At 61.4% G+C, this 15161-nt stretch carries 17 protein-coding genes; all 17 read right to left on the bottom strand.

Annotated features, from left to right (window positions below; genetic code table 11):
* Positions 1-3 precede the first annotated feature (3 nt).
* The 17 genes from lipA to SAZ10_RS13845 all read right to left on the bottom strand — a co-directional run bounded on the left by lipA (position 4) and on the right by SAZ10_RS13845 (position 15065).
* Entirely contained in the window at positions 4-966 is a 963-nt protein-coding gene (gene lipA / locus SAZ10_RS13925) for a lipoyl synthase (protein ID WP_318609841.1), read from the bottom strand.
* A gap of 1 nt (position 967) precedes the next feature.
* On the bottom strand, positions 968-1267 hold the full coding sequence (locus SAZ10_RS13920; RefSeq protein WP_318609840.1) for a GlsB/YeaQ/YmgE family stress response membrane protein: 300 nt from the start codon (positions 1265-1267) through the stop codon (positions 968-970).
* Between the two features lie 71 nt (positions 1268-1338).
* Entirely contained in the window at positions 1339-2784 is a 1446-nt protein-coding gene (lpdA, locus tag SAZ10_RS13915; RefSeq protein WP_318609839.1) for a dihydrolipoyl dehydrogenase, read from the bottom strand.
* Positions 2785-2802: 18 nt separating this feature from the next.
* Positions 2803-3441: an SGNH/GDSL hydrolase family protein gene (locus SAZ10_RS13910; protein ID WP_318609838.1), complete on the bottom strand. Its 639-nt coding sequence runs from the start codon at positions 3439-3441 to the stop codon at positions 2803-2805.
* 12 nt (positions 3442-3453) lie between these two features.
* Entirely contained in the window at positions 3454-4047 is a 594-nt protein-coding gene (locus SAZ10_RS13905) for a nucleoside 2-deoxyribosyltransferase (RefSeq protein ID WP_318609837.1), read from the bottom strand.
* Positions 4048-4054: 7 nt separating this feature from the next.
* Complete coding sequence (locus SAZ10_RS13900) at positions 4055-5434, bottom strand: pyruvate dehydrogenase complex dihydrolipoamide acetyltransferase (RefSeq protein WP_318609836.1); 1380 nt, start codon at positions 5432-5434, stop codon at positions 4055-4057.
* Positions 5435-6061: a Uma2 family endonuclease gene (locus SAZ10_RS13895; RefSeq protein ID WP_318609835.1), complete on the bottom strand. Its 627-nt coding sequence runs from the start codon at positions 6059-6061 to the stop codon at positions 5435-5437. It lies immediately after the preceding gene.
* A gap of 64 nt (positions 6062-6125) precedes the next feature.
* Positions 6126-7547, bottom strand: a complete 1422-nt coding sequence (locus SAZ10_RS13890; protein WP_318609834.1) for a pyruvate dehydrogenase complex E1 component subunit beta — start codon at positions 7545-7547, stop codon at positions 6126-6128.
* A 12-nt stretch (positions 7548-7559) separates the two neighbouring features.
* Positions 7560-8597: a pyruvate dehydrogenase (acetyl-transferring) E1 component subunit alpha gene (gene pdhA / locus SAZ10_RS13885; protein ID WP_318609833.1), complete on the bottom strand. Its 1038-nt coding sequence runs from the start codon at positions 8595-8597 to the stop codon at positions 7560-7562.
* Positions 8598-8795: 198 nt separating this feature from the next.
* A complete protein-coding gene (locus SAZ10_RS13880; protein ID WP_318609832.1) occupies positions 8796-9122 on the bottom strand; it encodes a septum formation initiator family protein in 327 nt (108 codons plus the stop codon).
* 67 nt (positions 9123-9189) lie between these two features.
* Positions 9190-10470 (bottom strand): phosphopyruvate hydratase, encoded by a 1281-nt coding sequence (gene eno / locus SAZ10_RS13875; protein ID WP_318609831.1) that lies wholly within the window; start codon positions 10468-10470, stop codon positions 9190-9192.
* A 116-nt stretch (positions 10471-10586) separates the two neighbouring features.
* On the bottom strand, positions 10587-10976 hold the full coding sequence (locus SAZ10_RS13870) for a hypothetical protein (protein ID WP_318609830.1): 390 nt from the start codon (positions 10974-10976) through the stop codon (positions 10587-10589).
* Between the two features lie 6 nt (positions 10977-10982).
* Entirely contained in the window at positions 10983-11966 is a 984-nt protein-coding gene (locus SAZ10_RS13865) for an isopenicillin N synthase family dioxygenase (RefSeq protein WP_318609829.1), read from the bottom strand.
* A gap of 170 nt (positions 11967-12136) precedes the next feature.
* Positions 12137-12502: a PRC-barrel domain-containing protein gene (locus SAZ10_RS13860; protein WP_318609828.1), complete on the bottom strand. Its 366-nt coding sequence runs from the start codon at positions 12500-12502 to the stop codon at positions 12137-12139.
* 172 nt (positions 12503-12674) lie between these two features.
* Positions 12675-13508 carry a 3-deoxy-8-phosphooctulonate synthase gene (kdsA, locus tag SAZ10_RS13855; RefSeq protein WP_318609827.1) on the bottom strand — a complete coding sequence of 278 codons (834 nt, stop codon included), beginning with the start codon at positions 13506-13508 and terminating at the stop codon, positions 12675-12677.
* A complete protein-coding gene (locus tag SAZ10_RS13850) occupies positions 13505-13768 on the bottom strand; it encodes a VOC family protein (RefSeq protein ID WP_318609826.1) in 264 nt (87 codons plus the stop codon). The genes kdsA and SAZ10_RS13850 overlap by 4 nt, the downstream gene beginning before the upstream one ends.
* Before the next feature lie 58 nt (positions 13769-13826).
* Positions 13827-15065 carry a TCR/Tet family MFS transporter gene (locus tag SAZ10_RS13845; protein WP_318609825.1) on the bottom strand — a complete coding sequence of 413 codons (1239 nt, stop codon included), beginning with the start codon at positions 15063-15065 and terminating at the stop codon, positions 13827-13829.
* Positions 15066-15161 lie beyond the last annotated feature (96 nt).

The following is a 15161-nucleotide window of genomic DNA, read 5'->3' as shown; positions in this document are numbered from 1 at the left end:
TAGCTAATCGCGCTTCTTGAGCTGCGCTTCGCGTGCGGCGCGCAGCCGTGCGAAATCGTCGCCGGCGTGATGCGACGAGCGCGTCAGCGGACTCGACGAGACCAGCAGGAAGCCCTTGGTGTAGGCGATCGTCTCGTAGGACTTGAATTCCTCCGGCGTGACGAACTTCTTCACCGGATGATGCTTCCTGGACGGCTGCAGATACTGCCCGATGGTGATGAAGTCGACGTCGGCACTGCGAAGATCGTCCATCAGCTGGACCACCTCGTTCCGCTCCTCGCCGAGCCCGACCATGATGCCAGACTTGGTGAACATCGAAGTGTCGAGTTCCTTTACCCGCTGCAGAAGCCGTATCGAATGGAAATAGCGGGCACCCGGCCTGACGGTCAGGTAGTTCGAGGGCACCGTCTCCAGATTGTGATTGAAAACGTCGGGTTTGGCTTCGACGACAATCTCGAGCGCGCCGTCCTTGCGCAGGAAGTCGGGTGTAAGCACCTCGATGGTCGTTTCCGGCGAAGTGCTGCGGATGGCGTGGATGACCTCTGCAAAATGGCGAGCACCGCCGTCATCGAGGTCATCACGATCAACCGAGGTGACGACAACATGGCTGAGGCCCATCTTTGCGACAGCCTGGGCAACGTTGCCGGGTTCGGTCTTATCGAGCGGTCCCGGCAAGCCCGTGGCGACGTTGCAAAACGCGCACGCGCGCGTGCAGATCTCGCCCATGATCATGAAGGTGGCGTGCTTCTTGTCCCAGCACTCGCCGATGTTGGGGCAGCCGGCCTCTTCGCAGACGGTGACTAGGTTGTGCGATCGCACAATGTCGCGCGTTTCCTGATAGCCGCGCGAGACCGGTGCCTTCACACGTATCCATTCGGGCTTGCGCAGCACCTCCTGGTCCGGCCGATGGGCCTTTTCCGGATGGCGCGGCCGAGATTTTGCAAGAGTATCGAGGACAGTGACCATATTATCTCTGCGGGGCCTGCGGAGGAACACGCGGCTGCGAGCGCCCAAACAGCCATAGGATGAGGATCGCGCCGCAAATGGCGACGATCAGATTGCCGAGGAAACCGTACACGTGGACGTTAAGCAAGCCGGCTAGTGTTCCGCCGACAAACGAGCCGGCAATGCCAACCAGGATATTCGTCAGAAAACTGTGCTGACGGTTCATCGTGCGCTCGGCGATCCACCCGGCCAGAAAACCGATCACCAGCATTCCGAAGAACCCGGTGCCGGGCATGCTCAGGATTCCAACTGGCTGATCCATCGGTCGATCCTCCTCACCAACCGATATAGTTCATAACGGCCTGTGCAAACAGACCATCCCTGGAATGCCCATCATGCGTTGAGCGCACGGCCATATGCGTCGAGCACGCTTTCCTTCATCATCTCCGAGAGCGTCGGATGCGGGAACACCGTATGCATCAGCTCTTCTTCGGTCGTCTCGAGGTTCATGGCAACCACAAAGCCCTGGATCAACTCCGTCACTTCGGCGCCGATCATATGAGCGCCGAGCAGCTCGCCAGTCTTCTTGTCGAAGATCGTCTTGACGAAGCCCTGGTCCTCTCCGAGCGCAATCGCCTTCCCGTTCGCGCCGAACTGGAAACCGCCGACGCGAATGTCGCGGCCCTCGGCTTTCGCCTTCTGTTCGGTCAAGCCGACCGAGGCTACTTGCGGACTGCAGTAGGTGCAGCCCGGTATTTTCGACTTGTCGAGTGCGTGCACGCCAGGGAAGTTGGCTATCTTCTCCACGCAGATCACGCCTTCGTGTTCGGCCTTGTGGGCAAGCATCGGCGGCCCTGCCACGTCGCCAATCGCATAGACGCCCTGCACGTTGGTGCGGCCGTAGCCATCGACCGCGATCGTGCCGCGGTCGGTTTTCACCCCGAGCTGCTCAAGACCGAGATTCTCGATATTGCCCTGCACACCGACGGCCGAGATCAGGCGGTCGGCGGTGATCTTCTCTACCGTGCCGTCCTTCTTCTCCACATGAGCGGTGATCGAGTTCGCTTCCTTTTCGACTTTCGTAACTTTGGCTTCGAGCAGGATCTTCATGCCTTGCTTCTCGAATTGCCGCTGAGCGAATTTCGATACTTCGGCATCTTCGACGGGCATTACCTGCGGCAAGACCTCGACGACAGTCACTTCGGCGCCCATGGCTCGGTAGAAGTAGGCGAATTCGATGCCGATGGCGCCGGAGCCCATGACCAGCAGCGACTTCGGCATTTCCTTCGGCACCATTGCCTCGAAATAGGTCCAGATCAGCCTGCCATCCGGCTCGATGCCGGGCAGCACGCGCGGGCGCGCACCGGTCGCAATAATGATGTGCTTGGCGCTGTACGTGCCCTCACCCTTTGTGCCTTTCGGCAAGGGTGGCTGAGGCTCCATCGGCTTCTTGGCCGATTTGCCGACGACGATCTCGCCGGGCTTCGTCAACCTGGCTTCGCCCCAGATCACATCCACCTTGTTCTTCTTCATCAGGAAGCCGACGCCGTTATTGAGGCGTAGCGAGACCTTGCGCGAGCGATCGACCACCCCAGCCGTATCGGCCGAAACCGTGCCGTCGATCTTCAAGCCGTAGGCCGACGGGTGTTGCGCATAATGCATGATCTCGGCCGAGCGGAGCAGCGCCTTGGTCGGGATGCAGCCCCAGTTGAGGCAGATGCCACCCAGGTGCTCTCGCTCGACGATCGCAGTCTTGAAGCCGAGCTGTGCCGAACGGACGGCCGCCACATAGCCGCCCGGGCCGGAACCGATGATGATGACGTCGTAAGATTCGGCCACAGCGAAAGCTCCTTTAAATCAAACGTTCAAAATATTGCGTACGATCGGCGCCAGCGCTTTGCCGATGGCCCTGGTGTTCTCGGCGTCGAGATGAATGCCGTCGAGCGGCGTGGTCTTCGCCACAGTGCCTGCATCGAAGAAGCCGCATTGGTATTGCTCGGCAATCTGACTGTAGAGCCCGGCGAGCTTTTTCGATTCGCTGATGCCGCCATCGAACATTGCGGCGAAATCGGCATTCTCGGTCTCGCGAATCAGCGGCGGCGAAACGACCAACACCGCAGGAGGCGGTGCGTCAAAGGAATAGACATGGTTGCGGGTGAGCTGAACCAGCCGCTCCATTCCATACCTGATGCCTATAGCGTCGCCACAGATGAACGGCTTCAGGTCGTTGGTGCCAAGCAAGATTATGACGAGATCGAGCGGCTCGTGCGTGGCGAGCAGTGTCGGCAAGGTGCGCACGCCGTTGCGGTCGGCGTCCGCCAGATGATCGTCATATGCGGTCGTGCGGCCATTGAGCCCTTCCGGAATCACACGAGCGGCAGTGCCAAGCTCGGACTGCAGAATGCTCGGCCACCGGTCCTCATAAGCATGCCGGCCGAGCCGCTGGGCATCGTAGCCCCAGGTGAGCGAGTCGCCGTAGCAAAGTATCGTCTTCATCTGTCCTCCTCCCTACTCCGCGCTGCCATTCTCTCTCAGGCGTTCCAGATGCTCCGCTGCATAGGCGAGGCAGCGTTCGAATTGGCTGAGTTCCGAAAGATCACCGGGCTCACCGCCCGTCGGTCGAAAGACGCCGCCAAAGCCCTCCAGCGTCTCGTCGATCATGAGATTGTCGGCGAGATCGAAATCCTCGATGGCATGGCCGACCCGGTCGTATTTCTGACCGTCCCTGCCCGGTGTCGAAGGACCGAAGAAGGCCTCGGCCCTGTCCAGATAATTCCTGGGATGGTTCGAGTAGCCGAAAACAGGCAGGCCCTTGGCGAAGCCGTAACCGAGCTCGAACACTGTGCCGACGTCGGCGCTTGGGCCGCGGAACGGCGACAGGTTCGCGATGATCAGATCTGCCGCGTCCATCAGCTTCACATTGCGCAGGTAAATCTGACGGGACAGGCGGTCGCTGGGCGTGAGGGCAGCAGCATCGATAGGTGGCGTGGGCTCGATGTCATAGCGATGGCAGAGCGCCGCCTTTGCCGCAAAGACCTCCGCCTTGTTGGGAAGGAAGACTTCGGGCCCGGCCAGATAGGCGCGAGGGCGGCGCAACGTCATCTGCAGGTCAAACCAGCATCGACATCGGGTTCTCGACGATGCGCTTGAAGGCGCTGAGCAGCTCGGCGCCGAGCGCGCCGTCAACAGCGCGGTGATCGGTGGAAAGCGTCACCGACATCACGTTGGCCACCACGATCGAGCCTTTCTTCACGACCGCCCGCTCCTCGCCTGCGCCGACAGCCAGGATCGTCGCATGCGGCGGATTGATCACGGCAGCAAAATCCTTGATGCCGAACATGCCGAGATTGGAGACGGCAGTCGTGCCGCCCTGATACTCTTCCGGTTTCAGCTTGCGGTTCCGCGCACGCGCCGCAAGATCCTTCATCTCGTTGGAAATGACTGAGAGCGTCTTCTCATCGGCGCGCCGCACGACCGGCGTGATCAGCCCGCCAGGAATGGATACCGCCACGCCCACATCGGCATGCTTGTGCTTGAGCATGCCGCCCTCGGTCCAGGATGCGTTGGCATCGGGAACCGCCATCAACGCAAGCGCCATCGCCTTGATGATCATGTCGTTGACAGAGAGCTTGTAGGCTGGAACCTCGCCGTTGTCGGTCTTCTTTGTTGGAGCGGCAGCATTGAGCTCGGCGCGCAACTTCAGCAGCGCGTCGATCTCGCAATCGAGCGTCAGGTAGAAATGCGGGATGGTCGATTTCGCCTCAACCAGGCGGCGGGCGATCGTCTTCCTCATATTGTCGTGCGGCACGAGCTCGTAGGAGCCGGGCTCGAACAGCTTCAACACCGCTTCGTCCGACATCGGCTTTGCGACAGGCGCCGTCCCCGTCTGGGCAGCCGGCGCCTTGGCAGCCGGAGCGCCGACGCCGCCTTGAATCGCAGCTTCGATATCAGCCTTGACAACACGGCCATGTGGACCTGAGCCACCAACAGCCTTGATGTCGATGCCGGCATCTTTCGCGATGCGGCGCGCCAGCGGTGAGGCGAAGATGCGATCACCCGTTGCGGCCCCGTTGCCTTGCGCAGGCGCAGGCTTGGGAGCTGCAGGCTGCTGCTGCGCTGGCTCCGCCTTCGTTTCAGACTTGGTCGGCTGCGGAGCTTCGGTCTTTGATGCCTCTGTTTTCGCTGTTTCCGCCTTGGGAGCCTCGACCTTGGCCGGCGCGGCCTTCGCCGCAGCGCTCGCATCCTCGCCTTCACCGGCGAGAACCGCGATCAGCGCGTTTACCTTGACGCCTTCCGTACCGGCCGGCACCACGATCTTGGCAACCGTGCCCTCATCGACGGCCTCGACCTCCATGGTGGCCTTGTCGGTTTCGATTTCTGCGATCACGTCGCCGGGCGAAACCTTGTCGCCCTCCTTGACCAGCCACTTGGCGAGATTGCCCTCTTCCATCGTGGGCGAAAGGGCCGGCATGGTGATGTTGATGGGCATCTATCGGTCTCCGGCATAGAGATGCTGAGGGTCTTCATTCAAGCCGAGTGGCCTGTCCAAAGGCCATAAGTCGGCGAGCGAAAAGGATATCGCGTCGAAGGGTACCGCACTGACCATATCGTCAGACCGCCAAGCTCCATTGAGCTTCCAATTGCCGTCGGTCGCCAGCACGAACACTTCCAGGAGCTGCTGACGTGGGTCCAGCAGCCAAAGATAAGTTACTGCTGCTTCGGCATAGATACGTCGCTTTGTCGTTCGGTCGCGCTGTTCGGTTGAGGCAGACAGAACCTCGCAAATCCAATCTGGGGGAATCTCGATAAATGCCGCATCGTGGTAGTCCCTCAGTCGCTCACGCCGCCAGCCAGCCAGATCAGGAACAATCACGTGCGAACCCAGATGGAGTTCTGGTTCGACGATAAAGATCCAGCCGCCAGGACCTCCCCCGCCACCAAACTGGTATGGATCACCAATCTTTCCGCCAAGGGCCGAAGCTGCCGCGCCATGCCTGGGCGACGGCCGCGGATGGGTCACCAGCTCGCCGTCGATGATTTCCGCCACCAAATGCGGCGGCACCGCCTCCAGGTCGGCATAGGTTGCGGGTGTTTTCTTAGGCTCAACCATAGTCATCGACCGCTGCCAGGACGGAGTCGGATAGATAACAACAAATCGCAGCCCCCCAAACGACCGGCGTCTATCCTCGATAAGTCACTGCCTTAACCGCCTCGACAACCTCCGCGACGCTCGGCAACGCCAGCTTTTCCAGATTGGCGGCATAAGGCATCGGCACATCCTTGCCGGCGATCGTGGTCACCGGTGCATCCAACCAGTCGAAGGCGCGGCGCGACACCTGGTTGGCGATGAAGTCGCCGACCGATGATTGCGGGAAGCCTTCCTCCACAACGACCAGGCGATTTGTCTTCTTCACCGAAGCGATCACGGTATCGAGGTCCATCGGCCGGATCGTACGCAGGTCGATGATCTCAGCGTCGATGCCTATGCCGGCAAGCTCGGCCTCGGCCTTCACGACATAGGTCATGCCGATGCCGAAGGAGACGATGGTGACGTCCTTGCCCGTCTTATGGATGCGCGCCTTGCCGATCGGCAGCACGAAATCGTCGAGCTTCGGCACCTCGAAGGAATGGCCGTAGAGAATCTCGTTCTCGAGGAAGATCACCGGGTTCGGATCGCGGATCGCGGCCTTGAGCAGGCCCTTGGCGTCAGCGGCCGTATAGGGTTGGATGACCTTCAGGCCAGGGATGTGGCTGTACCAGGCCGCGTAGTCCTGGCTGTGCTGGGCGGCGACGCGGGCGGCCGCGCCGTTCGGCCCGCGGAAGACGATCGGCGCGCCCATCTGGCCGCCGGACATATAGAGCGTCTTCGCCGCCGAATTGACGATCTGGTCGATCGCCTGCATGGCGAAGTTGAAGGTCATGAACTCCACGATGGGCTTAAGGCCCGCAAAAGCTGCGCCAACACCCACCCCGGCGAAGCCGTGCTCCGTGATAGGCGTGTCTACGACGCGCCGCGCCCCGAACTCCTGCAGCAAACCTTGGGTGATCTTATAGGCACCCTGATATTCGGCGACCTCCTCGCCCATGACGAAGACGTCCGGATCGCGGCGCATCTCCTCAGCCATGGCATCGCGCAGTGCTTCGCGGACGGTCATCTGGACCATCTCGGTGCCGGCTGGAATATCCGGATCAGCAGCCACCTGAACCTTCGGCGCTGCCGGGACAGCGGTATCCTTCTTGGCGCTAGGCTCTTCCTGCGGCTCGCGCGCTTTGCCGCCCGCATCATCGCGTTTTGCCTCGGCAGGCGCCTCTGCGACGGCCGGGGAGCCATCGCCCTTGCGAACATTTGCGGCGCTTTCGCCTTCCTGCAGCAGTACCGCGATCGGCGTATTGACCTTGACGCCTTCGGTGCCGGCCGGGATCAAGATCTTTCCGAGCGTGCCCTCGTCGACAGCCTCCACCTCCATGGTGGCCTTGTCTGTTTCGATTTCAGCGATCACGTCCCCTGAGGCGACCTTGTCGCCCTCATTCTTCAGCCATTTGGCGAGATTGCCCTCTTCCATCGTCGGCGAGAGCGCTGGCATCAAAATATCGATCGGCATCTTTCGCCCCCCTTAAAGCACGACGTCGGTCCAAAGCTCGGACACGTCCGGCTCGGGATCGGTCTGGGCAAATTCTGCGGCGTCCGCCACGATGTCACGCACCTCCTTGTCGATGCCTTTGAGCTCCTCCTCGCTCGCCCATTTCTTCGCGATCAGGCGTGCCCTGACCTGCTCGATCGGGTCGTGCTCGGAGCGCATCTTCTGCACTTCCTCCTTGGTCCGATACTTGGCTGGGTCGGACATGGAGTGGCCGCGATAGCGGTAAGTCAGCATTTCGAGGATGATGGGCCCCTCGCCGGAGCGGCACCACTCGAGCGCAAGATCGCCCGCCGATTTCACGGCCCGCACATCCATGCCATCGACCTGAAGGCCGGGAATCTTGAACGATAGGCCACGATGCGAGAACACGGTCTCGGCCGAGGAGCGTGCGACGGACGTGCCCATCGCATAGCGGTTATTCTCGATGATGTAGACGATCGGCAGCTTCCACAGCGAGGCCATGTTGAAGCTCTCGTAGACCTGACCCTGGTTGGCCGCGCCGTCGCCAAAGAAAGTCAACGCGACCGAATTGTTCTGCCTATAGCGGTTGGCAAAAGCGAGCCCGGTGCCGAGGGGGACCTGCGCGCCGACGATGCCGTGCCCCCCATAGAAGTTCTTCTCCTTGGAGAACATGTGCATGGAGCCGCCCTTGCCCTTGGAGTAACCACCGCGGCGCCCGGTCAATTCAGCCATCACCCCGCGCGGTGACATCTCCATCGCAAGCATATGACCATGGTCGCGGTAGGCAGTGATCATCTGATCGCCTTCCCGCATTGTCATCTTGAGGCCGGTAACGACCGCTTCCTGACCGATATAGAGATGACAGAAGCCACCGATGAAGCCCATGCCGTAGAGCTGGCCGGCTTTCTCCTCGAATCGCCGGATCAGGAGCATATCGCGAAAAACCGCCAGTTCCTGCTCCTTACTGAAGTCTGCAGGCTGCGGCGTAGTGAGGCTTTGCTTGATTTCAGTGCGTGATTTGGCTGATGTTTTCTTGGCGGCGGTCGCCATCAGTCGCTCCCTAATATGTCTCTTGATGGACATTGGGGCCGTCGCACCCCACGCGACCCATCTCGTTCCGTAAACGCTAGCATGGAGAGTTGGGTTCGGCCATGCGGAAAAACGCATGGCAGGCATGCAAAACGCACGGCCAGCCCGCGGCTAACCTATTCTATTCGCTCGATAAATTATCGATTAACTTGAATTCTGTTAATTCGCCGCCGCAGGATCGAGCATGATGGTGATCTCATCCGAATGCGACACGTTCAGCGAGCGGCGCGCCTGCTCGTCCAGCATATCCTTCTCGAGCGTGCCGTCATGCATCAGCTGCACACGGCGCTCGAGCTCGAGCCTCTGCGCTTTGATAGCGGCAAGTTCTTCGTTGAGCTCCAGGGCCTGTGCCTCGAGCTGGTATTTCGAATTGATGCCGAACTCGCCGTGATAGGCGTGAAAGCCGAAATAGGCGAGAAACAGGGCCGAGATCGCAGGCACGATCAAACGGCCGGTATTTCGATTCTTGTGCTGGCGGGTCCACATGGCGCGCTCCTTGCGCACCATGTCGCCTGATCTTGCTTAATAGAGAGTTACCAACGAAAGCTGAAGATCAGCCTTGTGCCTTCACCACGCTCTTGCCCGCATAGCTCGCCTGCTTGCCGAGCTCTTCCTCGATGCGGATGAGCTGGTTGTACTTGGCGGTGCGGTCGGAGCGGGCGAGCGAGCCGGTCTTGATCTGCCCGCAATTGGTCGCAACGGCGAGATCGGCAATAGTGGAATCTTCCGTCTCGCCGGAGCGGTGGGACATGACCGCGGTGTAGGCTGCCTTGTGGGCGGTCGCGACCGCATCGAGCGTCTCAGACAGCGAGCCGATCTGGTTCACTTTGACCAGGATCGAATTGGCGACTCCCATGCGAATGCCATCCCGGAGGCGAGCAGCATTCGTAACGAAAAGGTCGTCGCCGACGAGCTGCACCTTGCCGCCCACGAGGTCGGTCAGTGTCTTCCAGCCTTCCCAATCGTCCTCGGCCATGCCGTCTTCGATCGAGATGATCGGATAATCGGCGACGAGCTTGGCCAGATATTTGGCCTGCGCCTTCGGATCGCGCGCCTTGCGCTCGCCCTCATAGACGTAGTTGCCGTCCTTGAAGAACTCGGTCGAGGCGCAATCGAGCGCGAGCGCAACTTCCTCGCCGGGCTTGTAACCGGCCTTCTCGATCGAAGCCACGACGAAGTCTAGCGCGGCCTGCGCGCTCTTCAGATTTGGTGCAAAGCCACCCTCGTCGCCGACATTCGTGTTGTGGCCGGCCTCCTTGAGGCCCTTCTTCAGCGTGTGGAAGATTTCCGAACCCCAGCGCACTGCGTCGCGCAGGGTCGGCGCGCCGATCGGCATGATCATGAATTCCTGGAAATCGATCGGATTGTCGGCATGCACGCCGCCATTGACGATGTTCATCATCGGGACGGGCAGTATGTGTGCATGCGCTCCGCCGACGTAGCGGTAGAGCGGAAGCCCCGCGGCCTCGGCGGCAGCCTTGGCGACAGCCAGCGATACGCCGAGGATGGCATTTGCTCCAAGCCTGCTCTTGTTCGGAGTGCCGTCAAGCTCGATCATCGTCTGGTCGATATGGAGCTGGTTCTCGGCTTCCATCCCGCCGATCGCCTCGAAAATCTCGCCGTTGACAGCTTCCACCGCGCGCTCGACGCCCTTGCCAAGGAAGCGCTGTCCGCCATCACGCAATTCGACGGCTTCATGCGCGCCGGTCGAGGCGCCGGAGGGTACGGCGGCGCGCCCCATCGACCCGTCTTCCAGCACCACGTCGACTTCGACGGTCGGATTGCCGCGGCTGTCCAGAATCTCGCGCCCCACGACGTCGATGATGGCAGTCATGCGCAAACCCCTCTGTTCCTGTCGATTGAAAGCCGCGTTGTCTTAGCCAAAGCCCCGCGAGAAAGGCAATGCACGGGGAGAGTTTATTTTTGATCAGAGCAAGCCAGGCTCACGGGTCAGAGCCGGACGGCAGCGCGATTGTGAGCGAAGGCGAAGGCAGAGGCGGTGCCTGCGCAGGCAATCACCGGCCCCAGAAGCGAGAACGGCAACGGGATCACCAACCCGGCAATGGCGATCGCACCGAGCGCAATCGCCGCTATGAGCAGCCCCCAGAAACCGGGCAGAGCAGCCGCAGCGAAACCGGCGAGAATCGCGACATAAATGACGACCGGGTTGGCGAGGGCTGACCCGAACAGCGCGCCGAAGACGGCGACCAGCAGGGCCGCATAGACGAGCAAGGCGCGGCGGCCGTAATCACCTGGTGCGCCGCCGATAAACATCAGGAAGACGAGGATAATAGTCGGGATGTTGACGATCAGGGCAAAACTTATGCTGCTCGTCATCATCTGATCTCAAGCCGCCGGCTTAACAGTCGACTTGAACTTGGACATCAGATAGGGCCCCGAAAGGACGGGCGCATAGCGCGGCCTTTCTCCTGGCGCCAGGCAGGATTCGATACAGCTTATCTCGGCATCCCAGTTGGGCTGGTGAAAAAAGGCAAACGACTGCCTTCGCGCCGCATTGCCGTCCGAGTTGACGACACGGTGCAACGTCGAGACCCAGCGGTCGTTGGTCCACAGCGCCATCAGGTCGCCGATATTGATGATGAAGGCGCCCGGCACCGGCGGCACCTCGCTCCACTTGCCCTCTGGCGTGTAGATCTGCAGCCCGCCTGAGCCCGCCTGCGGCAACAGGATCGTCAGGCTGCCGTAGTCGGTATGCGCGCCTGCCCTGAGCTGGCCTGGCTTGGGCGCAACCGAGGCTTCCGGATAGTTGAGAGCGCGCATTGCGCTGATGGGCCGATCGATCATCTCCTCGAAGAAATGTTCCGGCAGCTTCAGCGCTACCGCAAAGACGCGCATTATCCGCGCCGCCAGATTCTCCATTGCTCTGTAGTAAGCCTTCCACGCATCGACGAAACCCTCCGGCGCGGCGGGCCAGATCGTCTCGGCATAGCAGAATGAAAGAGCTTCGGGATCGCTCAAACCCGACGGAACGGACGGTGGGCCTCCGTTGAAACTTTCCTTCAAATCAGGCGGTGTATCGGCGCCTTTCGATTTGGCGAGCGCCTCGACCCCTGGCCCGAGATATCCATAGGGGTAGCCGGCATAAGGCGCCCGCACCTTCTCCTTCGCCTCCGCCGGCAAGTCAAAAAAGGCATGAGCTGCAGACCAGGCGGCTTCGATAATGGGCTGCGGCACCCCATGTCCGCTGACTGCCAGAAAGCCCGTGCTGCGGCAAATTCCATCAACCTCGGCGCCCAGGACCGCGCGCTCGGCCATCCCGGCCTTCTCGAAGCGCGAAAGATCGAAGATCGGGAAACCGGATGTCGGCATGACGCGCCACCTTTCCATTCGTCATGCCGACCTTAGTCGGAAAATCACGCCGCTGCATAGCGGCCGAGAATTGGGAAATCCGGCTTTCCCCCGAAAGCCATCACTGGGGTGAGCCGGCGAGCATTCGAAGAGGCCCGCCGTGCCTGGCTTCGGCCCGCCGCGCTCAGTGCTCAGTGCCAGTAGGGATCAACGTGCCAGTACTCATACGAGGCATTGCGCGCGACCTGACCGTCGCCTTGGGTCAGCTCGTCAATCGTGTAGCTCGGCGCAGCCTGGAGCTGCTCCTTGGTGAAAGGGACGACATAGCCGCCGCGGGTGGGCTCATAGTCGAGTACCGACCATGGAATAGCGTGATATTTTTCGCCAATTCCTAAAAAGCCGCCAAAGCCGATGACCGCGAACATGATGCCGTTCGAAGCCTTTTCCAGCATCACGTCCTCGATTGTGCCTATGTGGTCGCCGGCAGTATTGTAGACTGATGTTCCGATCACGCGCGAAGCGCGAATAGCGTCTGTATGTCCGCTAAGGGTCGGCATTGTCTTGTTCTCCTCGTTGAGTGAATGGATCACAAACCAACGGGAAGCTTCGTCCGAAGTTCCGGACAGCGCCGTGGACCAGGCGGGCTGCGCTCAGTCCGCTACGACGAATGTGATCCTCAGACTGACTCGAAGCAAAGATATACCGGCGGGTGTTCCCCTCAATCCCGGCCTATGATTTCGCAACGCGATCCAAGGCGATCAGCCGTTCAAGCAGGGCCGGCATGTCTTTCAGCGGCACCATGTTCGGGCCATCCGAAGAGGTCGAGTTGTCGGGATCCTGATGCGTCTCGATGAAGACGCCCGCCACGCCGACGGCCACCGCCGCGCGCGCCAGTGTCTGCACGAAACGGCGCTCGCCACCCGACGAGCCGCCCTGACCTCCAGGCTGCTGCACGGAATGCGTGGCGTCGAAGATCACCGGCGCGCCGGTCTCAGCCATGATCGGCAGTGCGCGCATGTCGGACACCAGCGTGTTATATCCGAAGGAAGCGCCACGCTCGGTCACCAGCACGTTCGGGTTGCCGCTGTCGGTCAGCTTGGCCACCACGTTCTTCATATCCCAGGGCGCGAGGAACTGGCCCTTCTTCACGTTGACCACCTTGCCCGTCTTGGCGGCGGCGACAAGCAGATCAGTTTGGCGGCTGAGGAAAGCCGGGATCTGCAAGACATCGACATGCGGCGCCACGATCGCGCATTGTTCCTCGTTATGGATGTCAGTTAGCACGGGTAGGCCGAATTCATTGCGCAGGTCGTCAAAGACCGGCAGCGCCGCGTCCAGACCGGCGCCGCGCGTGGCCTTCAGCGAGGTTCTATTCGCCTTGTCGAAGCTGGTCTTGTAGACCAGACCGATGCCGAGCCGCTCGGCGATTTCCTTGAGCGCGCCGGCCATGTCGAATGCGTGCTGGCGCGATTCGAGCTGGCAAGGGCCGGCAATCAGGGCCAGCGGCGCAGTATTGGCGAATGCCACACTTCCGACATTCACAACGCCGTTTGGCTTGCTCATTGCTCTTCCCCGAATGCGAATAGCGCACCCTGACCAGGCGCGGGTTGGACGATGACACGATTGTTGCGCCTCTCGAAAGCAACCTGCATGGCCCGAAGGATATCTTCTGCGCCCGGCGCATTGGCAGTTGCAATGCCGATGGGATGATAGCCTTCCGGCGCCACGGTGAAGCCGAGCTTCGTCACTCGGTTGCCGGCTGTCGCCAAATCGAGGACCGGCAGCACTGCATGATCGATCGGACGAGCGGGAGGAGCATACATGCTCGCGACTTGCCCGAAATCGGGCGCGGGTTCAAGGCATGCAGAGCGGCGTAAGCCATTACGCCGGCTGCTCGGCGCGTTCGGCCCGCCGCGCCACCCTCCAGCCGATCACCGCAGCAGCAAGGAGCACCAGCGCGGCGATGAGAAACGATGTGCCGGGGAACGGCAGCCACGAATCTTCGCTCAGCGTGAAGGCGTATACCGCGCCGAAGAATAGTGGCGAGGCGATGCCGGCGATGCTGCCGACGCTCATGTTGGCGCCCTGGAGCTGCCCCTGCTCGGATTCGGAGACGCGCTGCGTCATCAGCGACTGAATGGTGGGCATGGCTAGGCCCCAGAGCGCATTCGGGAACATGGCGAGCGTAAAGGTGAGCCCATCGGGCGCCAACCCCATCAGGGCAATGCCAAACGCTCCGCCGAACAAGCCGAAGACCATCACCGGACGATCACCGAAGCGCTTCGTCGCCGGACCGACGAGCAGCCCTTGCACCGCCATGTCGAGCAGACCGACCATGGCGAGCAGCGCGCCGACTTGCCAGGCGCCCCAGCCGTAGCGATAGCCGGCGTAAAGCACGAACACGGCCGAGAAGACGTGGTGGGCGAAATAGAGAAGGAAGTTCACCACCGCCAGGCCGGAAAGCTCGGGGTGCGAAGCAAGGAGCCGCATCGCGCCGAACGGGTTGGCGCGGGACCATGAAAACTCCATGCGGTTCTCGGGCTTGAGCGACTCGGGCAGAATGAGCAAACCGTAGAGAAAGGCAACTCCCGACAGGCCGGCCGCAAACCAGAACGGCGCGCGCGGCGAGATCTCGCCGAGAAAACCGCCGATCAGCGGTCCGAGCACGAAGCCGCCGCTGAAGGCGGCGCCGATAAGTCCGTAGCCGCGCGCCCTGCCCTCCGGCGGCGTGATGTCGGCCATGTAGGCAAACACCGTCGTGAAACTCGACGAGGTGACGCCGGCAATGATGCGCCCGAGCGCGAGCCACCAGAGGTTCGGCGCCAACGCCATGAGCACATAGTCGGCCGCCAGCCCAAGGCAGGAGAGCAGGATGACCGGCCGCCGACCGTACCGGTCCGACAGTGAGCCGATCACCGGCGACGCGATGAACTGCATGCCGGCCCAGAGCGCCACGAACACGCCATTGATCCAGCCGGCTTCCGCGTTCGAGCCGATGAATTGCTCGATGAGCTCCGGGAAGACGGGAATAATGATTCCCATCGCCACGATGTCGAGCACCGCAGTGACAAAGATGAAGGCGATGACGGCCTTACGGCGCGCGCCAAAGAGACCGGACATGACGGATTCCTGCAAGGACCGGCCTTATAGCTGTCGATCCGCGAGATGACCACCCGCTGTGATGGGCGCTCCTGACAGCCCGCAGGCAGCCAGGCG

Source organism: Mesorhizobium sp. BAC0120 (assembly GCF_033542235.1).
GTDB lineage: Bacteria > Pseudomonadota > Alphaproteobacteria > Rhizobiales > Rhizobiaceae > JAWRCU01.
The sequence above is the reverse complement of the archived record's forward strand: the minus strand, read 5'-3'. Positions and strand labels throughout refer to the sequence as shown.